At 43.8% G+C, this 21,795-nt stretch carries 11 protein-coding genes; 4 read left to right on the plus strand and 7 right to left on the minus strand.

The features are described 5' to 3' along the window. Window positions 1-358: 358 nt before the first annotated feature. From BK120_RS33505 to BK120_RS33515, 3 genes are all read right to left on the minus strand, one after another. The gene (locus BK120_RS33505; RefSeq protein WP_076271800.1) at window positions 359-7,663 is read right to left on the minus strand and encodes an endo-alpha-N-acetylgalactosaminidase family protein; all 7,305 of its coding nucleotides are present in this window, start codon (window positions 7,661-7,663) and stop codon (window positions 359-361) included. A 2,096-nt stretch (window positions 7,664-9,759) separates the two neighbouring features. Beyond that, a complete protein-coding gene (locus tag BK120_RS33510; RefSeq protein WP_076271801.1) occupies window positions 9,760-10,431 on the minus strand; it encodes a hypothetical protein in 672 nt (223 codons plus the stop codon). Window positions 10,432-10,745: 314 nt separating this feature from the next. Beyond that, complete coding sequence (locus BK120_RS33515; protein WP_076271802.1) at window positions 10,746-14,075, minus strand: outer membrane protein assembly factor BamB family protein; 3,330 nt, start codon at window positions 14,073-14,075, stop codon at window positions 10,746-10,748. A 597-nt stretch (window positions 14,076-14,672) separates the two neighbouring features. Here BK120_RS33515 and BK120_RS33520 point away from each other — a divergent pair. Continuing rightward, a complete protein-coding gene (locus tag BK120_RS33520; RefSeq protein WP_076271803.1) occupies window positions 14,673-14,888 on the plus strand; it encodes a PspC domain-containing protein in 216 nt (71 codons plus the stop codon). Window positions 14,889-14,950: 62 nt separating this feature from the next. Next, window positions 14,951-15,613, plus strand: coding sequence for a PspA/IM30 family protein (locus tag BK120_RS33525; RefSeq protein ID WP_076271804.1), 663 nt, complete (start codon window positions 14,951-14,953; stop codon window positions 15,611-15,613). A 78-nt stretch (window positions 15,614-15,691) separates the two neighbouring features. Here the strand turns inward: BK120_RS33525 and BK120_RS33530 are convergent, their stop codons facing one another. The 3 genes from BK120_RS33530 to BK120_RS33540 form a co-directional block, all read right to left on the minus strand. Further along, a complete protein-coding gene (locus BK120_RS33530; RefSeq protein ID WP_076271805.1) occupies window positions 15,692-15,874 on the minus strand; it encodes a hypothetical protein in 183 nt (60 codons plus the stop codon). A 184-nt stretch (window positions 15,875-16,058) separates the two neighbouring features. Then, window positions 16,059-17,810, minus strand: coding sequence for a sensor histidine kinase (locus tag BK120_RS33535; protein ID WP_076271806.1), 1,752 nt, complete (start codon window positions 17,808-17,810; stop codon window positions 16,059-16,061). Continuing rightward, window positions 17,807-18,565: a response regulator transcription factor gene (locus BK120_RS33540; protein ID WP_076271807.1), complete on the minus strand. Its 759-nt coding sequence runs from the start codon at window positions 18,563-18,565 to the stop codon at window positions 17,807-17,809. The genes BK120_RS33535 and BK120_RS33540 overlap by 4 nt, the downstream gene beginning before the upstream one ends. Before the next feature lie 193 nt (window positions 18,566-18,758). On the opposite strand from BK120_RS33540, the gene BK120_RS36330 reads away from it, so the two are divergent. Beyond that, the gene (locus tag BK120_RS36330; RefSeq protein WP_076271808.1) at window positions 18,759-19,787 is read left to right on the plus strand and encodes a peptidoglycan DD-metalloendopeptidase family protein; all 1,029 of its coding nucleotides are present in this window, start codon (window positions 18,759-18,761) and stop codon (window positions 19,785-19,787) included. A 24-nt stretch (window positions 19,788-19,811) separates the two neighbouring features. Then, on the plus strand, window positions 19,812-20,288 hold the full coding sequence (locus BK120_RS33550) for a small multi-drug export protein (protein WP_076271809.1): 477 nt from the start codon (window positions 19,812-19,814) through the stop codon (window positions 20,286-20,288). A 113-nt stretch (window positions 20,289-20,401) separates the two neighbouring features. Here the strand turns inward: BK120_RS33550 and BK120_RS33555 are convergent. Next, a partial coding sequence (locus BK120_RS33555; RefSeq protein ID WP_144376921.1) for an S-layer homology domain-containing protein occupies window positions 20,402-21,795 on the minus strand: 1,394 nt, incomplete at its 5' end.

A 21,795-nucleotide genomic window follows, 5' to 3' on the forward strand; every position in this document is an offset into this window, starting at 1 on the left:
GTTTCGGGGTTTCGGGGTTTCGGGGTTTCGGGATTTCGGGGTTTCGGGATTTCAGGGTGTTCTGAGGGCTTTGAGGGCTTTGAGGGCTTTAAGGGGCTACTACAGGGGCTACAGAATCCATGGATTCCTGAGTTCCGTCTCTTGCTTATCGTCTGCCAGAATGTCATCTAATGGGTCGTGAAGCGTTTGATTGCCCGCTACCTGCTTAAGCAAGCAGCCATGGATCAGAATAGAAAAATAGCGATACAGGAATAACTCCCTATATCGCTATTTTTAAAAATTCAAAGCGTACCGACTATTTCTAGGACAGCTCATTCAAAATGTAGAGAAAGCTACTAGTCCTCTAACAACTTTAAATCTATTTCAAATAGTCGAACAATCTGCTCAGTACAATCGCCGCTTCCGCTCTAGTCAGCTCTTTGTTCGCTTTGAGCGTTTGATCCGGCATGCCTTTCAACAAGCCTGCTTGGATACAAATAGCCAGCGCATTTCTGGACCAAGCGGCTGCTTGATTTTCGTCTTTAAAGCTCGCTAAAATGGAGTCTTCGGATGTCGCAAGAGTAGGCAGCTTACCTTTCATTTGCAGCACTCGCGTGATAATGACAGCCATCTCCTCACGGGTAAGGGAACGGTCGGGCTCGAATCGATTGCCTCCTGTTCCTTGCAGCAATCCCGATTCCGATGCAGCCGATATCACATTGTTGTACCACTTGTCCCCGCGCACATCATCAAACGATTGAGGAGTGCTTGCTTGGAGATTGAATCCCCGAGTGAACATAGCCGCGATTTCAGCGCGAGTAATGGACGCATTAGGGTTAAACTTGTTCTCTGATTCGCCTGTTAGTATGCCTTTGGCTGCAAGAGCTTCAATCTCTTTTCTTGCCCAATGGCTGGCTGTATCTTGGAAAGTGACTTTAGTTCCCGCTCCCGGATCTGTACCTGTGCCTGGATCAGTGCCTGTTCCAGGATTCGTCCCTGTACCTGGATCTGTCCCTGGATTTGTACCCGGTCCGCTGTTGTCCGCCTGCACTTGTACCGTAGCGATCGCTTTTAGCGTGGTACCTGCAACCGTGCCTTCTACTTCAAAAGTGCCCGTTTGCGCATAATCGGAAGCTTTGATCTCATTCCAGACGACCGAAAGATCTTTAACCGATTTGTCACTGTAAACAGCCCTCACAGTCTGAGGCAGCACCGGCGCCTTACCAACCGTAGTGGTCACTGACACTGCCTGCAAGCTTACAATAGCGATGACATGAGTCTCCAGCTCGCTCACAGCCTTCTCCAAAACTGTCCTCGCTGATTCAATCATTTCTATTGTCGCTTCAGCATTGCTGCTCACTTCAATAGCGCTTTGTAGAGCCGTCGCAACAGTCGCCCATGTCACAGGAGTATACTCCGCTTCTTTAAGCGCTTGTGCATCTTTAATTGCTTGCAGCAGCAGCTCCTTCGCATAGTCAACGCCCGTACTTTTGATATAGAAATCGTCCAATATAAAAGCATAATCAGAAGTCGCATTACCTGCGCCTTTGGCTATCATTTTGAACACGACCTGATAATCGTCTTGGGCTCCAGTGGTGAAGGTTTGGCTAAAGCGGATGTAGCCATCCTCTGCCTTGATCCCCGAATTAGGCTTGTTTTGCAGCGTTTCCTTCAACACAGCAGCGCCGGGCGAACGAGACAACACGCTGACCTCATAAGTAACCCCATTTTCCATCGTATAAGCAAAGCCAAGCTCATACGTCTTATTCGCTTTTAGTTTAATGTCGGACTCATTTGATTTGATCAGTCTGCCCACGTCAGTTTCATTCAGCTTTAATGAATTCTGACCATTCAATACCCAAGTCATGACAGGACCTATTTTTTGGTCAGCTGCTTGAGCAATCGGATTGTTGTCATGCGGGTTGCTCTGATCCGATGCGATATGAATCATTCGACTGCCGCCTCCATACTCGAAAGGCCCCCAGCCCTCATACACATTCTCAAAATCTTCCTTCACGACGTAACCAGCTTGTTCAGCACCGCTTCCCGCCGTCAGATGCTTCCAAATTCGGGCATCATCGAATAGCACAGTGCCAGCTCCAGCATCTGCGATTAACTTGATTGTTGCCGTTGTCGTACCTTCTGGCACCTTAAATTTCACATTCATTCTCTGCCAAGTTGTGTCTACATATTTAAATGAACTTTGATGTGAACCGTCCAAGCCTGTTACATAATTGCTGTACGTTTTGCCGTTCATGGTTACCTGCAGAGAGGATTTCCTTCCTTTAACGGTTTGAGTCCATACACCCACCGTATACTCTCCTCCCGGAATCAATCCAGTGATTTGCTGAGACAACTCACCGGCACGGCTTCCAATTTCCGCATAGCGGTTCCAGTTGGACCTCACCATCTCTTTTGTCGTGTCGTATCCAACATCACCTTGAACGACCTTAATGGAAGCATTGGACGTATCATTAACTGTCCATGATCCTTCAACATTAAATTTCTCCGAATTGAAAGCAAAATCCTTAATCAGGCTGCCTTCTCCCCATTCACCTGCAGAAGGAATCAGGTTTAAAGCGTCTGCTGTCGCAGGGTATAGAACATAAGGCGTATTTTTACTTGCCTTCGCAATCGTTAGCGATCCATCCACCGCAGCAATCGTATCTACAAGCACCTTGCCTTGCTGTGTTAATTCATACATGTTAAACGATGCAACGTCTTTAAAATCATTTGTCAGCTGCCAAGTCGTCGTATTACCGGTCGTATTCCAGTGGTACAATTTAGCTCCTTCGTTTATTCCTAGAGGCTGGTTGGTCTTCACATCCCACAGCCACGGGATCAAGGAGTCTGCTTCGCTCGTATGACGCTCGGCTGTATCCGTCGTTGTTCCGGTATCTTTCCAAGAAGAGATGACTTTCCCGTCTTTGGAAAGCTCAATCTTGTTGTTTGCTTTATTTCGTTTGGATACAACATTTTGGTCAAAAGTCACTTGATCCGTCTCATATTTCATGACGCCATAATGCTGCATAAATTTTGTCGGAAGCACTTCATTGAAAAACACGGTTACACCCTGTTGAATATCTGGCTTCGAATCACCCCAAGTCGCTACGACCGGGATTTTCTGGCCTTTAAACAGCGCGTTGCCGACGAAAATATCGAGGTCATTTTTAACCAATCGGTAAAGAATGCTTTTGTTCCCTTGGTTCGGATAACCCAAATCCGTTCCCCAATGGACAAATACCGATCCGGGCTCAATCGGCCCCGCAAATTCTGTTCCTACTTTCAACCCCAAGCCATTCGCATACTGCAGCAATTTATAAGCGTTGTAATCATTGCCTGTGTATACATCGATATAATAAAAATCCAAAGCTGGGTCATTCGGGTTTGCTGGATCTTTGGTGAGATTGTACAAGTTTGTAAATCGTGACTTCAGATCACCGCTCAAAACATCCTTTGTCTGATCTACATAATAGCTCGTATCGATCCAATCCCAACCTTTTGATAGCCGATCCTGTTTATATCCGTTTGGCGTAGCGCCTGTCAGATTGGAATAGTTCAGCTCGTTTGCATCAAGATGGTATTCTGTGGCGTTTAAATGAACGCCGACGCGAAGGTTATATTTGGCCCCTTCGTCAATCAAGTAGTTAAAATCGGCTAATCCGCCCTGTCTCACCCCAATGTTGGAATAAGAAGGAATATCATCGTCATGCCCTTCCGCCTGATAACCTTTTTCCAAAATCATTTGACCAAAGCCGTCGGAATAATTGTACAGCACTTTACCGGTGTCCAAAGCGTTCAGGAACGGATCATTTGCTTGGCTGGCGAAGTTGAACGCAATGTACATCATATTGTTTTTCATGTCTTCGGCGCCGAACGGCTGCACGTATATTTCTTTACGATAAGCCACAGCTGCATCCTGCCAGTCTACCTTTCCATCAGAATTGCGATCCTCGGTAAGAACAACGTTATACCATGGCAGCGCTTCCTTTTCATTGCTCTGGGTATGACGATAAGTCCACGATCCTGGTTTTACGGTAAGCTTGTTTACAAGGGGCTTTTTCTCGGCGTTAACGAGTATCTTATTGCCGCCGCTCATCACGTTATTTTCCATAGACGCGCCCAGTCCTTCTGAGCTCACCATCGTCATCGTTGCGCCGAATGAACCGGTTTGATTCATTTTGGACATGTCGTCAACCAGCTCTTCCGTAATCCCGTGCCACTTGCCGTCAGACTTGTTCCAAGCGTACGTCGCGCCTTTCATAGAGCTATCCACATAGAAGAGTGAACTATTCAACTCGAGAGATCTGACAACAAAATCACTTTTTTCTTGAATGTCGCTCACTTCGAATCGAACAACGTTATTTTCTTTTGCTTCTATGAAAGCCTTGATTACCACGCCAATTTCGTCAAAAGCCATCGTATAGGCATATTTGCTTTCGCCTACCTTTTCCGAAACCGTCTGAGCTGTATACTCCGTATTGTTAATTTGTAATGTATTGGTTTGCTCGTCTGCTGCTTTCATCGTCTTATTGCCGACCTGATAAGAAAAAATACTCGGAAAACCCTTATTCAGCGTAACAGTCATATCGTTTTTGGTGATCGAATCAAGCTCCGCCGCAAGCTGAAGCCTTGGCATGGACTCCTGTTCAACCACTTTGAGATTGGCAATCGTCATTTCTTTGGCGCTATACCACGAACGCACTCCAAATTTCCCAGCCCCTGAGGTCACCGTATTATCCGTAACCGCGCCCATATCCGTTCTGTTGCCATCAGCATCAGTAATAGCGAAAGTAACTGTGTTGCCGATCAGATTCAATTCGATTTTATACACAGTTTCAGCCGCCATGGAATATGCAGTAGGGAAGTTGGAATCGTTGCCGTTTGCGGAAAGCTTCCAAGTTCCATTGATGTCATGAACGATAGATACGTAGCGGTTATCGTCATATCCTCTCAAAATAAATCCATAGCGCCCTCCATCCGCCCCAGCGCCTACACTCGTCTTGAAATCAAAGGTTACTTTCTGATCGACAACGTCCGGACTGTTATTATCGGTAACGAGCGATACGCCCGGCAGCCTTAATTTAACGCTGCCTTCACCGCTTTCCAGCACGGCCGGACTGCTTGAATCCATCGCGCTCCAGTTAGGCGTGGAGAAGTCAGGCTCATAAATTCTGATTTCTTCTGCGGTCATCGCATCCAGCTCAACTTGCATCACATCATTTCCGGGATTATAAATTCCAAACGCTCCCGGGGTGAAGTTTTTCGTTTGAACAGTGCCCGCCAAAATGCCATTCACATAAAGATTCAACTCATTTTCGATCAACCGCACCCGCAAAATAAAATCTTTGCCAGGTACAATTTCAACGCTGTGTCCAATAGCTATTTTCTCTCCACCGCTAGGTTGATACATCCATTTTCCTTGACCTTCGTAATAAATGGCTGTATTACCGATTTTAACTCCTGCGGACGAAGCATTTGTCCTCATCTTGACCTGGTATACGCCGTTTTTCACGGGTACGATATCTTCATTTATCGCAACCGATCCCGAAGCGATGCTTCCCTTCAAATAACCATCGACGACCTGACTGCCGCCGAGTCCTGTCCAGTTCATGCTTGAAGCTGTCTCATAATATTGTTCATAATACATCTTGCTTGCTACAGGGGAAGTATCCATTTGGATAAATTCCTCCGTGAACAAAATGTTGTCCACATACAAGTCACCTTGCCCGTATACTCCGAATGAACCTTCACCGAATTGCTGCCCGGAAGGTAGATTCGCAGTCAACTTAGCTCCATTTATACTTAGTGTGACCGAAGAGTCGCTATATTGTAATCCGACCTTATTCCAACTCATAAGTAATGGGCTCGATGAAACAGCGTCACTTGCTACAAAAGGAATAGTGCTGCCATCCTTCTCCAAAATCCAGTGGTCGTTCGCAAATTTCACCAAAGAGCTGCTGCCTATAGCAAAACCAATTGCATCAGTCGTAGGTTTCACATCCAGCATATAGGTTGCGCTCTGTAGGAGTGGCGCATCGTTATTCAATACGGTGCCCGTGATGCCGGACAACTTCAAGAAGCGATTGCTGCCTTCTTTGACGATGGATGAAGAGCCGCTGCTCCACCCTCCCGTAATGCCATCCTGGAAGTTGTTGCTGTATTGCACCAATTCCTTTGGGGTAATGATTTGATTCGTATACTGCAGATTGTCGATATACAGCTCTACTGTACTTCTAATTCGAAGTCCAAAAAAGCCAGCCGCATCGGTAAAATCAGCAAATGTAATATCGCCAACTAGCTTTTTGTTCATATAGACCGTAATTGTTTTTCCATTAAAATTGAACAATAGATTGTTCCATTTCCCCTGAATCGGATAAGGAATATTTAAATTGCTGCCCCAACCAGAGCTGGATTCAGGCAACCAGCGATTTGGATCGACTCCGATTTCGCTAAAGATGCTTGCCGTCTCATTCATTCTGAAGCCAAATGCAAAACCTTGGCCGCTAGAAAGCTTAACAGGATTGACTAGCTTAAAATCCATTGAAAGCGTACCCGATTGTAGCTGCGGGGAATCCAAATCTGCTCCGCGTTCTTTAGCGCCTTTTTTTAGCGATAATACCTTATTGCCTGTAATGTCGGTTACCACTTGAGCGTTAAGTCCGGACCAACGAGGTGTGTATGCCGGGTCTTCGTAATTTTGTACATAGTTGATGATATTTGACGGTTTTTCGATTTGGCCAACGCCTTGAATGTTAATATCCTTCATAATGACTTGTCCTGTCGCAAAACGTTTATACAAAGCCACCTGACCTATTCCAGCCTTGAGATTTAATAAATTTGTTTCCTTGTTGTAATATGTAACACCATCAACGATAACCAATAGCTTGTTTCCGTTATAACCAATCTTGATCCGGTAATCGGTATCCATTTTCAACTCAGGTCCTTCAAAAGATTCCCACGCGCCAGAACCATCTGGGCTTTGAATGACCCAAGTTGTACCCGCATCATAACGAATAGACAAGCCTTGGGTAGAATTATAGGCTCCGATTACAAACCCGATATTGCCTTGCGTCCCGCTGGTGTAACGCAGCGTTGCATCGATTGTGCCGGCGGACAGCCATGGTCCTTTATCCCAAGCAGCAATAGCGATATTTTTTTCTAACGAATTCATTTCTACCGTCAGCCCATTGTTAACCGATGTAATCCCGTTTCCTTTCATAAAAGTCATCAACTCGGGCTGCATGGACTGATAATTGTTGCTGTAAGAAACGATGCTTTGTCCATCTGGTACATTGCTCGTAATCTCATTCAGAAATACTGTAAAATCGTTCTCCCTCACTGTAACTTCTGCGGAAGCCTTGAGGGGAGTGTCTTGAACGCTGCCTTCTACTTTAAAAGCTCCAGCCTCTGCATATTGCGAGGGATCAATTTCGTCCCAGCTTACCTGAACTTGTCCAACGGATTCATCACTAAATACAGCTTGTACCTCCAGCGGAAGAATCGGCGGGTTCCCTATTGTTGTGTTCATCTCGATAGAGGGAATGCTCGCGATCGTTTTTACCTCAACGACTTCCTCTGCATAGGATACCGTACTTGGCCATACAGCCAATTGACTCAAAATAGCAAAACAAATCATCCAAACATACAATTTGAAAACCGTGCTTTTTTTCCTCTTAATCATCTTTCACCCATCCTCCATGGTAATCTGATCCTAATTGGATTTTATTAGCATAGAACAGATGAAAGCGCTTAAGAATGATCATTTTTGTTAGAAGTCTGATCTTTTTTGAAAAAAGTCTGCTTGGGGTGGGATGGGATGGGGCGGGTGCTATGGTGTTGCCCGCTTCAGTTGCATCTAGGTGAATAGTTAAACCGTAATGGCTTAGTTTAGGTGTACAGCTAACCGTAATAGCTTGATCTAGGTGCACAGCTAACCGTTATAGCTTCATTTAGGTACATAGTTAACCTCAATAGCTTCATTTAGGTACATAGTTAACCTCAATTGCTTGATCTAAGTGCATTTCTGCACCTATTCCGCCAGCTACCTCTCAAATCCGCTCAACTAGATGCACTTTTGCACCTGTTTGCATCATTTCTATCAAATTTAATATAAACAAGTGCACTTCTGCGCTTATTTACACTCCGCACCCGGTTCGCACACTACAATTACACAACATACGCAAAACATTTACACACTCAAAGCACACTACATACACTACTCCCATAATGTTCAATCACACTCTTCGCACACTTTACAAACGCATACTCTCACTCCAAATACACTTCACATATTCACACTGATGCTCGTCCAGTTACTACTATTTAAAAAAGCCAAGAACAAAAAGCAGGCTTGCTAAGTGAAATCCCCATTAGCAGCAGCAACGTCATCTAAGTGCATAAATGCACCTATTCCGACAATTACTTTTCCAATTCACTCAAAAAGACGCACTTTTACACCTATTCCGCCAGCTCACTTTCAAATCTGCTCAACTAGATGCTCTTCTACACCTTTTTGAGTCATTTCCACCAAATTTGATAAAAACAAGTGCACTTCTGCGCTTATTTACACTTTACGATCGGTCACGCACACTACAATCACACAACATGCGCAAACCATTTACACACTCAAAGCACACTACCTATACAATTAACATACTGATAGTTAAATAGCACTCCTTGTACACTTAACAATCATCCAATCGGACACCTTGCACGCTCTACAAACGTATAACCCCACACCTAATACACTTCACATATTCACACTACTGCGCGTCCAGTTACTACTATTTACAAAAGCCAAGAAGAATACAAAGAAGGCTAGCTAAATCAGCGTACTAGTCAGCATCAGGAAGGTCATCTAAGTGCATAAATGCACCTATTCCGATAATTACTTTTCCAATCCACTCAAAAAGACGCACTTTTGCACCTATTCCGCCAGCTCCCTTTCAAATCTGCTCAACTAGATGCTCTTCTACACCTATTTGAGTCTCCTCCACCAAATTTGATAGAAACAAGTGCACTTCTGCGCTTATGTTCACTCCAGGTCCAGTTACGCACACTACAATCACACAACATGCACAAACCACTTACACACTCACAGCACACTACCTATACAATTAACATACTGATAGTTTAATAGCACTCCTTGTACACTTAACACACATCCAATCGGACACCTTGCACGCTCTACAAACGCTTTACCCAACACCCAATACACTTAACAAATGCACATTCTCTCATAATCCAGCTGCTACCTTCAACCAAAAAAACCGAGATTACATGCTGATTAGTTGAGTGAGCTCCCCGGTCCATATCAGCAGGATTATCTAAGCGCATAAATGCACCTATTCCACCAACTACTCTCAAAATTTACTCAAATAGATGCACTTGTGCACCTATTTTCGTCAAATCCATCTCATTTATTGAAAATAGGTGCACTCCTGCACTTATTCAAACTTTACGCGCGGTACATGCACACTTCACTCATATTACGTGCACAATCCAAATTCACGCCCCACACACACTACATTCACAATCCATATACACCACTTCAATCCCTCTCTACCTACACAAATCGTATACAATTAAGACACACTCCACATACATACAATTCGCATACAATTCAGTCACACTCCACATACTTACATGTCACATTCCACATACTTACATGGCATACGCTCCACAAATGCACACATACACATATTCAGCCGTCACTTCTACTTCTACTTCTACTTCTACTTCTACTCCTACTCCTACTTCCACGTCCACTTCCGCTCCCTACAAAAAGGGATTAAAAGCCGCGCGTATTAGCTCATAGCTGACAATACGAATGCCCTTCCCAGATACAACTGGACGCAGCTTGCCAATGTCACACAGTCTTTTTAAATATTTGACCGCTGTGCGGCGATTAATTTGAAACTCCTTCATCACATCGGCAGGGCGAATGTTCTTGTTCGACCTAAACGTATAATGCAATAACTCACGCTCAAAGCGTGTCATGTTTTGCTCTTGCGTGTGTGTCACCAAATAAGGAGCCAGCAGCGACTGCAGCAAAGACACAATAAGTTGTGGCTTTTCCTCCAACTCGTCATAAGGTATGGACACGACGCGGTATCCAAGCACTTGCAGGAATGTTTCCCGATTTAGTTCCCGTCGGTATCGAATTCGATCGGTATTCTGAACATGAGGTCCATAACCCTTTATTTCGAAAGCAAACCTCGTCGCTCCCCGCTGCCAAACTAAATCAATATAAAACGGATTCCCACGCCAGTCCACGACTTCATACTCCGGATGTAAATGATCAAAACTACCCATCATCGGCCACCATACTTGCTTCAAAAACAAACGTTCGCCATGCCCATGTCCCCGCTGAAGCCTGCTCTTGTGCTCTCCTTTACTTGCACGCAAATGTTTTTTCAACCATTTCTCATGTTCTTCAGCAAATTCCATCTCTCATCCTCCTCAAAGTAAAAAAACGTCCTTGGCTCCTCTTGTACAGAGGAAAACCAGGGACGTTCTACGTCACAACGATTTTATTAAACTTTTCAAAGATGTCATACTAGGACGTTCTACGTCACAACTATCTTATTCAACTTTTCAAAGATTGCCTATGACGTTCTACGTCACACTTGTTTATTCATCTTTTTATAATATGTCATACTATGACGTTCTACGTCGCACTTTTTTTATTCAGCTTTTCAATACGCTAATACCACATCACATCTTAGGTAGCTGCTGGTTTCGTGTGCTTTTGCTCTAACTTGTTACATTCGTGCCAGTAGAGCAGCTGCCTCTGCACGAGTCAAAGTCGCGAGCGGCTTGAAGCTTCCGTCCTTGTAGCCAGTTATAATACCGGAATCTATTATTGCGCCCACCAGCCCAAGGTTTGATGCTTGTATGGATGATTTGTCAGAAATCTTAGCTAAGCCGTCCGTTTTTTCGATCAACTTTAGCGCTTTTGCTGTCCATACCGCTACCTCTTCTCTTGTAATCGGCTGTTCCGGCTTGAAGCGATTTCCATATTTTGAAGCGTCAATCCAGCCTTGTGTTACAGCCGATTCAATATATGACCTAGACCAGCGCGTGCTGGGGACGTCAATAAATGACAGGTTTTCTGCTTTAACAGAAACTTTCAATTTTTTCGCAAGCATAGCCAGAAACTGTTCCCTCGTTACCTGAGCTGCAGGTCGGTAGGTTCCATCAGGAAAACCGTCAACAACGCCTGCTGCAGCAAGTTCCTCAACGGCTCCTTTTGCCCAGTGCAGCTTCAAATCGGAAAATAAAAGTCCAGAAGTATGTTTAACCTCTATATCAGAGAAGGTTAATTCACCAGCTGAATCGATAACTGCGACTTGTAAGTTGTTGCTAATCTTACTTACTGCCGTCTTTTCTCCTGCAATAGGGAGCTGCCATTTTAGCTTGCCTGCTAAATCATAGGATGCAAGGGAATGACGTCCTAAATCAGATAAAGTAAGAAGCCATTCATTCTGCTGCTGATTAATGCTATTGGATTCGAGATAACTTTTTACGTTAATAAAACGGATAAGCTCTTCTCCCTCCGTCAAGCCAATACCCTCGCCCGGTTTAAATATAACGAGCTTTTCTCCGCTTAGAAATGGTCCTGTATAGGCATATACTTTCAAATTTTTCTTCCATTTCGATTTGCCGTCTTTATCAACTGCTTCTACGGAACCTTGTGAGCTGCCTATAACAATGGTGCCATCCTGAAGAAGCAAAGGTTTATAAAATGTATTATCTGACGCGCCAAGCTCATACTTCCATCGTATGCTGCCAGATGAAGCATTAATAGCATAAAGCGTGCCATGTCTACGAATTTGTACTATTCCTGAAGGTATAGTCGTACTCGCACTCTCACCAACCCACTCATCTGCCGTAGTGATAACATATAAAGTGTCTCCAGTATCATTTAAAGTTGGCTCAAAATGTGTGATCTCTCCACTCAAGGATATCGACCAAACCCGAGTATCCGAAACATTTGATGCTTCAAGATAACTGGTAACGCTTCGTTTGTTGCCATCCCTTACAATATTATTATTTGTGAAACCTGTGTATCTATTACCAAAACGATCCCAGCCAAGCATAGTATTGCGCTGATTAGCTGCCACCATATTATGGAGAACCTGCTTGCCGCTGCTTGGATCAAAAGCTGTAAGCAAACCGCCATTCGTTCCTATAAATAGCCGTCCATCCGGCCCTATTGCAGGTCTCACCCCTACCTGCTCCTTCAAATCGTATTGCCACTGAAGCTTTCCTTCCAAACTGACCGCTGCTACCTTACCTTGACTGCTAAGCGTATAAACCGTACCATTATTCGAGATTAAGGGAGCCTGATATACCTCATTATTACTCCTATTAAGCGTAGGCAGCGACACTCCCCATTTTTTCACAAGCTGAGCGCTATAGGTAACCCCAGGCTCATTCATATAAGCTCGCTCGTTTACCTTAATTTTCATTGTCGTCTTTAAATGCAAATATTCAGCGCTCACCTCGACTTCACCAGCTCCGACCGTATGAAGGCCCTGTTTATCAAAATAAGCAATTTTTTCATTGCTGCTGCGATAAACGATGCCTTGCGGATTGGTTTGCTCCTTGCCATCTGCCCACTTCACAGTTGCAAATAGCGAGTATATACTTTTTGATTCAATGTACGGAAAGAGGTTCCCAAACGTGATGGAAACCGCATCGCCCTTGTTCGAGGCTTGTTTAATTTCAAGCGCGATTACCCGGCCGCTCTCTGTTCCAACATAGATCGTATTGGTATCCCTATACGTTAAATAAATGGGGGAATTCATGTTGTACTCTGTTAGCTTCGTTGATTTCAAATCCGACAAAACAACTTTATTATAACCATTTATTACATTCACTCCATTGTCTAACCAAACAACCGAACTAACATAAAGGCCGCTCTTTAAAGAGGAATCCAATTCCCCTCTTTGATTTATCCGAAGCAAGCGATTTTTAAAATATTCACTTTGCTCTTTTTTCTCAACCTTCGTCTTGTCATAACCAATCAATGAGCTGTAGAAAAGAAGGGAACCATCCTTATCCAGCTGCATGGCCGTTCCGTTTTCCAATACATTAGTATCTTCGTCGATTTGCAGCTTCCATATCAATTTTCCTTGCGTATCAAATTTAGTAATGACAGCATCTCTCGTAACAATATAAGCGTTTTGTTGATCATCAAAAACAACAGGAGCGTATGACCTTGCGCTTAGCGAGTAACTTTTTCTCACAGCTCCCTCGCTGATCACTTTAATCTCACCTGGACTTCTGTCCTGACTAAGCTGGGAACTACCCGATTGATCTCCTTTTTTCGAAGCCTCTAAATATACGATTAAATTGCCTTGCTTGTCCGTCATTGGGGTATTATAAGATGATCCATACATATTGACTTTCCAGCGCGATGAGCCGCTAGCATTTAATTCCTCAGCATAAGATATCCATTCGGAGCTTAGCTTGCCCTCAACAAATTTGGTATCTATTTTATAAGATGTAATAAAAACCTTATCCTCTAAAGTGTCTGCGTACTTTACCAAACTTGTTATATTGGTCCGTTCCAATGCTTTCGTACCATCCATACGCAGGGCAAGCAGCAGGTCCCTTGATCTCACTTGAATATAGATTAAGCCGTTACGTTGAACGACAACCTTTTGAAAGCTTGAATAGGTTGTTTCATACTCCCATTTTTTCACGCCATCTTTGTTGAAAGCATATAAATTCCCTCTTGAGCCGACATAAAGGGTCCCGTCTGCTCCTAATTCGAGCTGACCTTCTCTTTCTGAAGAAGTAACATCCATAGGACTAACATCAGCAGTCCACAGCTGCTTGCCAGCAGGGCTAAAGGCATAAACCTTCCCTTGCTGAGATAGGATGTACACCGTGCCGTCCTCACCGATGACCGGATTCGCAGCTACGCCTCCCTTGATGCTCTCGCTCCAACGCTCTGCCAAATAGGAAGCAGCAGGCTTAGCGTCATTCGCTGCGACAGAGGACGAAGCGCCGATGCTTGGAAGGAGCAGTGTAAAAACGATCAGCAAGCAAATTCCGATTTTATAATAAAACCATCTGTTCATGTTGGTCCCATCTCCCATTTATACTAATTATTATCTCTCAAATCTAAATTTATAATAGTAGATTGGTTGAATAGAGTAAAGGAATTTAGCAGCCTCTCTCGCTCGAGAAGGCGGAAAAGCGGTAAACAATAACCAACTTAGCGCTTATTCAGGATTCACAGCCAGCAATTACGGTTCCGACTGATTACCCAGCAGAAGGTTTGCCGGCAGGAATAATATTTCTAGGCCTCTCCTTCGAAGAAGCAACGCTTCTACAGTTTAGCTACGTAATGAACATGCAACCCACAACCGTAAATCTTTGGTTTTAACACCTTAACAGCAACACGTTCATCCCGATAAGGCTGCCCAAAGGTCTATTGACTCTCGGGCAGCTTTTTTATGGATTTACATTTTCAACTGAGACCACCACCAATCCCAATTGCAATTTCTAATAAAGAACAGCCTATAACTGCTATAAGAATAACCGCAGCCCCGTCGCCCGTCGCAGACTGTCCCCGCCTAAAGCCTAGCACCTAAATGGCCCGAGGACCGTTACGAAACAATCTTCCAGAGACTACAATAAGGACATAGATGAGCTACACGAAAGGATGACTGTATATGAAAAAATTATTTCGATCAACGACAGACAGCAAGCTGACAGGTCTATGCGGAGGCATCGGACAATGGCTCGGCATTGATTCCACTATTGTTAGATTGTTAGTTGTCATTGCGGCGTTCTTCAGCTTTGGAACGGTTATACTCGCATATTTTATAGCTACCCTCTTTATCCCAAAAGCAATTAACAACGACTTTCGATTTGCCGATCACTACTAAATCAAATAAACGAATGCAAATGAAAATAAAACCAAACACAAAATTTTAAGGAGAGATTATCAATGGGAATTTTACAACGAGTAGTTAGTATGACAAAGGCAGCAGCAAATGAAATGTTGGACAAGATGGAAAATCCGGTCATGATGCTTAATCATTATTTGAGAGATTTGGATGAGGAAATTGCCAAAACTGAGCATGCGTTGGCGCAGCAGCAAGCACAGGATCGTATGCTGCAATCTAAACTAAGTGAATTCAACGGTCAAGTAAGCTATTACGAGGGTAAAGCAGAGCAAGCGGCAGTTGAGGAACGTGAAGCAGAAGCGCGTACAGCGCTTGAAGCAAAGCTGTTGTATCTAGAACAAGCCGAAGAAACGGCAAGACTCCAGCAGCTAGCAAAACAGGCCGTACTTGACCTCGGTTATCGCATTGAGGCATTGAAAGAAGAGAAAACACGGCTCCAAGGAAAACGCGCTGAGCTCATTACTCGCGTGCAGCAGACAACTGCAACCTCTACTGGCTATTCCAACTCCCTTCATGGAAGCTCCGCTTCACAAGGGTTCGATCGGATTGAACAGAAGGTGATGGAATTAGAAGCACAGCGTGAGCTTACAAAAGGTTCATACAACAGCTTACATGCTGGCGCATATGGTTCCGATCAGCAGCTCGAGCAGCGCAAAGCTCGTGTGGATGAAGAACTTAAACGGCTTCAAACTAAAAAAGCCTAAGTACAACTTAAAGCGGCGGGCAAAGACGTATAGTAACGTCATTGACCGCCGCTTTATTCGTTAGAATATTATTTTAAATTAGGATGAATTAGAGCTAATAAATTGCAATACGCCAATTGCGATCAGTAGAACGACGAATATCAGGATGAACCACAGTACAAACTTAAGAGCGTTAGAAGAATTCGATTTACGTTGAAGTTTTTCCTCGACGTTAACTAATCGTTCTTTAAGCTCCTGTATTTCTTTTTCCTGTTGCTGCATTCTTACCCCTCCCTGGCAAATAATTTCGATTGACAAGAATATGTTATCTTTACATTTTTCATTCTCTTGTAGATTAAAAAAAACGCTAGATCATCAATATATCATGATCTAGCATTTTTTTCATTTATTCACTATTTTTACAGCGTTTCTTCATTTGTTGTTTTTTCGATGAAAGTCAACGTTGTCAGCCCCATATTAACAAAATCGTCGTCCCTTCACCCGGTGTTGTTTTAACCGTAATCCTGCCACCCATAGCTTCAATCAGTCCCTTCGATATTGCCATGCCAAGTCCAGAACCGTTGGTGGTGGATGCGGTATCCGTGCCGCGATAATAACGCTCAAAAAGCCGATTCAATGTAGCTTCATCCATACCATCGCCATCATCGGTGAATTTTATCGTTATTCCGCCACCTTCTTCAGTCGCCAGAAGCGATACCGTCAAAACGGTATCAGGCGGGTTATGAAGCAGCGAATTAGCGGTTAAATTATTAACCACTCTCTCCAGCCAAGGCGTATACAGTTGGACCCAAACATCATCTTGCGCAGCATGAAATACAATGCGCTCTTTTCCATAAGCAGGATCAGCGGCAGCCTGCTCAAGCGCTTCATAAAGCCAAGCGTTCAGTTCAACCTTCATCGTCTCAGGAGGAAGAATTCCCGACCTCAATCGGTACGTCATAGCAAGATCGCTGATCAACATATCCATATGAGCCGATTTTTCCAGCATCGTCGCAGAAAATTTACGTACCTCCTCCTGAGACCAATCATATGCCGGCTCTGCTAATAAATGGGCATAACCAGTTATAGAGGATAACGGCGTCTTCAAATCATGGGTAACGCCAGCAATCCATTCTTCTCTTAGGCTTTCCGTTTGCTCCCGCATCGCTTGCTCTCGCTTCAAGGCATTGGATAACTTTTCAATAGAAACCATCACATCAGCAAAAACACGATACCTTCGCCGCCATTTTCCTGCTGACGTTCGGCTGCGATGGAGACCTCTACGATCAACAGGTTCTTCATACACCGTTTTCCCTATTGAATCGAGCCACACAAGCATGTGCAGCATCGGTGCGCCAAAGCGATGGGCCTGCCATAGTGAGAGGAGAACGAACAAGACCAGTAAGGAGATAAACAAGAAAATGGACCCGATAATGACTACCTGTGCTTCCTCCGGTATCCATTTCTTTTTGCCCGAATCTCCCGCTACAGTATTCGGCTCTCCGACAAGCCAGGTGTTTCCTGTTTCTGCATCATACGAGGTTGCTATCCGGTAACCGTATCTTTCACCATACAATGTACGAAGCGCAAGTTCCGGAACGGAGTATAACGAAGGTACCGCATCGGGTTTGTTATAGGAGACCAGTTCCACGCCTGCCGAATCGATCAGTTGAACAAAAGCATGCGCCGATCTTATTTTTCCTGATAAGGCATCTGGAAGGACTAATTTCTTTTCAGAAACAATGAATTCCACTTCATTTAATTGTTCCAAAATAGGCTCTATTACTTTTGGAGCCCCATAGACCATTGTGAATTTCTTCCCATCCTTCTGCTGTATCCATAGCGCAATCTGGTAAGGAAATGCGCTCTTCCCCATCCAGTGTTCAACTAATTCACCTGGTCCGTATTGGTTGGGAACATCTTTTGGCGTATTATAAGCACTTGCGACTTTTCCATTCTCATCTAAGCTTTGCAGCCAGCCGTTATTTTTCTTCACCTGCCTCAACAAGCTTGGTGCAAACGTAATGCCATTCTTGCCAAGCTTAGAGGATTCCACCATCTGTTCTAACCCTACACTGGCAAAATCACGTGTAATGTTAATCTCGCTAAACCGCTGCAGCATCCAATAAAAGGTCAGTGCAGCTATGAGAAGAACGATTATTCCTGCTATTGCGAGTTGAAGAACGAACTTTAGCGTTAGTTGTCGCTTAATATTCATGGCAAAGTAAGCTCCTGCTGTTCCGCTTTAACTAGTTTGTAGCCCATACCTCTGACGTTAACGATAAATTTTGGGTTAGACGGATCTGCTTCAATTCTTTCTCTTATCCGATGAATATGAACCATGACTGTATTGTCATCACTGAAGGCCTCTTCACCCCAAACCTTCTCATACAGCTCGCTTTTACTGAATATTCGATTAGGGTTTTTGCATAGAAAAAGCAGCAGCTGAAACACAAGCGCGGGACATGAAACAGCCTGTCCTTCAATAAACAGCTCACCTGCTGTCTCATCTAATTTAAATCGGCCGTAATCAAAAACGTTAGATTTTCGATTGTTAGAATCTTCTGAGGTATTTTTTAAGGCATCCGTTTCCGTTGACGAACTAAAGTACCGCCGCAGCTGCGCCCTAATGCGGGCTACCACTTCCAGCGGATTAAATGGTTTGGTAATGTAATCATCTCCGCCAATCGCAAACCCTGTCAGCTTGTCGAAATCCGATGTTCTAGCGGTTAGAAATAAAATTGGTGCGTTCGTCGTTTGACGGATAAAAGGACATATTTCAATTCCGCTGCGCCCTGGCAGCATCACATCCAGTACAATTAAATCGTATTTTTTAGCTTCACAAGCTTCAATGGCTTCTTCACCCGATTGCACGGTATCAATATTCATGTAGCCTTCCTTGCGCAGTACCGTCTGCAAAAGCTCCAGTAGCGCTTGCTCATCATCAACGAGCAAAATCGATGCATGGTTCATTCGTGCCAGCTCCTTCCGCCAACTGATGTTTATATCATCATAGCATGATTTTTTTCACTTTAAATCATTCTAATCTTAAGGGAAGCTTAATTCGTTTCCATTCACTCTTCTTAAAGTTAAGAGTGCGTTAATGATGGGTTTCATAAGAGCTAAGACTCTGCTGCTACAATGGTACTATCGGGAGGCGATGAAAATGAAAAAGGGAGCAACGAAATATATATATGGTACAGCAATGACTGCAAAATCAGCATTAGCCGCAGGTTCACTAGCTTTACTTCTAGCCGCTTGCAGCGGAGAAAATTCAGCAGTGACCACCAACATAGGAGCTGTGCAAACAATGAGCCCCACTGAGACAACGAACCAATTACTTAGGCCAGACGACCTGCCAAAGGCACTGCTGGACGGCAAGTATAAGGAAATTTATGCCCGTTTTAATCAGCCTTTAAAAGATGCGGTAAGCGAAGCGGATTTAGAAAAGACGGGAGAGGAGTTTACGAATGGTATCCATACCTTCGAGAAATCCTCTACTATACAGCTTAATGGTTACGACCGGCGCATATGGGTGAGTGACGAGGGGAATAAGGGGCTGCTCGGAATGTTTGATTCTGACGGAGTCATTACATCCATTCAAGTTCAGGAACTAACCTCCTCACCTGAAACCGATTCGAAGCTGAGCAAACATAAATATGCTTTACCTTTTGAAGGCGACTGGTTTGTATTTTGGGGCGGCGAGAATGTTCTTGTAAATTATCATTATGAACTAGAGATTCAGCGATACGCGTACGATTTTATCCAAACAAAGGATCATTTTTCCTATAAAGGTGACCCGCTCAAAAATGAAAGCTATTATGCCTTCGGGAAAGAAATCATTGCTCCAGCGGATGGTACAATCCTATCGGTAGTGAATGATATTTTAGATAATGCGCCTGTCGGGGTAATGAATCCGAATGAACCTGCTGGGAATAATGTCGTCATTGATCACGGTGGAGAATACAGCCATCTAGCGCATCTCAAGAAAGGCTCTGCAACAGTTAATCCAGGAGACAAGGTCAAAAAAGGCGACGTCATCGGTCTGACCGGCAATTCAGGAAACAGCAGTGAGCCCCATTTGCATTTTCAGCTATCAGACGGACCCGATCTATTCACTGCTCGATCCATCAATGTGAAGTGGGAAAATGCGATGAAGCCGACTCAAGGCGAAACCATTTCCTCAGCTAATTAGATAAATAATAACTGGAGGAACATTATGATTGAATGGATTCAGCAATCGGATGGGATATGGCCATATATTGTTTTATTTTTACTCGCAGCAGCGCCGTGGTTGGATGTATTTCTAGTCGTACCTCTTGGCATCGTAGCAGGATTGTCACCAGTAGCTGTAGCCATTATCGGCTTTGCAGGCAACTTTCTTTTGGTACTGCTCCTCGGCATTTTTTTCAAACAATTTTCGAAGTGGAATACGAATCGAAGATTGAAGAAGGGCATTACCACGTCATCCAAAAAGGAGACACGAGCAAGGCGAATTTGGGATCGTTACGGACTTCCCGGACTTGCCCTGCTGGCTCCCCTTATTGTGGGTACCGACATCGCGGCTTTATTAGCTTTATCATTAGGTTCCTCGCGAAAACGCGTCATTCAATGGATGGCAGTCAGCCTTGCCGTATGGACCATTGTAATGGCGCTCGGCTCTGTTTATGGATTCAGCTATATGAAAATAATTTAATGGCGATGATCGAGCTTACAGGCTCACTTAGATCCTATTGCTCAAACAGAAAAAAGGGTTATCTCACAATGGTGTATTCACCTTTGTAAGATAACCCTTTAGTATTTAGTCTTTTAAATCAAATTAGATTTTTGGAGAAGTCTTTGGATGATCACAGCTACTTCTGCTCTCGTGATTTCATCTTTAGGAGCAAGCACAGAACTGCTTCTGCCTGAGAAGATCTCCACTTGCAAGCAATCGAGGATGCTGCTCTTCGCCCACTCGGATGCGTCATTCGCATCTTTATAAGGAAGCAGCAATTCTCCAGCTTCACTCGCTGCAACACTCGGTTTCAAGCCGGTGATTTTCATTGCTTTTGCAATGATCGCCATGGCTTGCTCTCTCGTTATTTTGTCCATAGGACGGAAGGTTCCATCTTCATATCCGTTAATAAGACCATTTGCAAATGCGGTTTGAATATAGCTGCTATACCATTCATTTTTGTTCACATCCGAGAATGACGATGAACTTGTCTCCAATTTCAAACCTAATCCCCGAACGATAATAGCAGCAAACTCCGCACGAGTAATCGATTTATTTGGATTAAACATTTCATTGCCAACACCTGTTATTACCATTCGTGAACCCATATCATTCACAGCTTCTTTTGCCCAATGCCGCTCTACATCCTTAAATGCAAGTGGATGCCAGACAATGGTATACGTGCTGTTCGTTAAGCTGTTCACTACGGCATAATACTTGTCATTCTTAACGACAAGTTTAGTTGGAACATGACGAACTGATCCATTTGGTTCAACCACAATCCCTGTCGTTATTCGGTTAGAATCAATACCATTTGGAATAGCTATCATTCTTTCTACATACGCATCGAATTTAGAAACTTCAATCGTTTTTCCATCATACGAAGCTCGCACTGTAAAATTAAGAGGTTGAACAACCATCTCAAACTGTCCTTTAACTGCTGCACTTTCCACCATTTTTATGGTATCTGCTAATGGCTTGGCAATCTCTATCTCGAGCTTGAGGTCTTGAAGATTTAATTTTTTCCCAAAAAGCTTAGAGAGTGCATCAATGCTGATCTGTGAAGCAGGTATCGTATACGTAAATTGTTCATGTTGAAGGACTAATGTAGCTTGCTTTTGTTCCAAATCAGAAATGATCTGCCCATTTATCTGTGAAGCATAAACATCTGAGCTGCCTTTTAACGGAATCGTAATGACAGCATGCTGACCCTCAGACTCCAATCTGTTCTTAAGCTTATTCGGATCCACGATAATGGTTGTCACCTTTTGATTATTCACAATTGCTGTAGTCGCTTTACCTGCGTATTCAATTTTACCGTTCACCAGCACTTCAACATCGGTTTCGTCCGTTTTTGGCGGGTTTGGCTGTGAAGGTTCAATCGAATAAGTTGTTACCGTCACGATATTCGAGTCGCCTGCATTTGCTCCACCTGTTACAACTAGGCGGAAGTCGTAGCCTGTCGCTGCCGACAAGCCTGTTACTG

This window comes from Paenibacillus sp. FSL A5-0031, from assembly GCF_001956295.1.
Taxonomy (GTDB): Bacteria; Bacillota; Bacilli; order Paenibacillales; family Paenibacillaceae; genus Pristimantibacillus.

What these genes read in the sequence shown, in the direction of transcription:
- BK120_RS33550 (WP_076271809.1), top strand. Translation starts at nt 19,812, where the DNA reads ATGATTGAATGGATTCAGCAATCGGATGGGATATGGCCATATATTGTT.
- BK120_RS33530 (WP_076271805.1), bottom strand. Translation starts at nt 15,874, where the DNA reads ATGCAGCAACAGGAAAAAGAAATACAGGAGCTTAAAGAACGATTAGTT.
- BK120_RS33520 (WP_076271803.1), top strand. Translation starts at nt 14,673, where the DNA reads ATGAAAAAATTATTTCGATCAACGACAGACAGCAAGCTGACAGGTCTA.
- BK120_RS33505 (WP_076271800.1), bottom strand. Translation starts at nt 7,663, where the DNA reads ATGATTAAGAGGAAAAAAAGCACGGTTTTCAAATTGTATGTTTGGATG.
- BK120_RS33515 (WP_076271802.1), bottom strand. Translation starts at nt 14,075, where the DNA reads ATGAACAGATGGTTTTATTATAAAATCGGAATTTGCTTGCTGATCGTT.
- BK120_RS36330 (WP_076271808.1), top strand. Translation starts at nt 18,759, where the DNA reads ATGAAAAAGGGAGCAACGAAATATATATATGGTACAGCAATGACTGCA.
- BK120_RS33525 (WP_076271804.1), top strand. Translation starts at nt 14,951, where the DNA reads ATGGGAATTTTACAACGAGTAGTTAGTATGACAAAGGCAGCAGCAAAT.
- BK120_RS33540 (WP_076271807.1), bottom strand. Translation starts at nt 18,565, where the DNA reads ATGAACCATGCATCGATTTTGCTCGTTGATGATGAGCAAGCGCTACTG.
- BK120_RS33510 (WP_076271801.1), bottom strand. Translation starts at nt 10,431, where the DNA reads ATGGAATTTGCTGAAGAACATGAGAAATGGTTGAAAAAACATTTGCGT.
- BK120_RS33535 (WP_076271806.1), bottom strand. Translation starts at nt 17,810, where the DNA reads ATGAATATTAAGCGACAACTAACGCTAAAGTTCGTTCTTCAACTCGCA.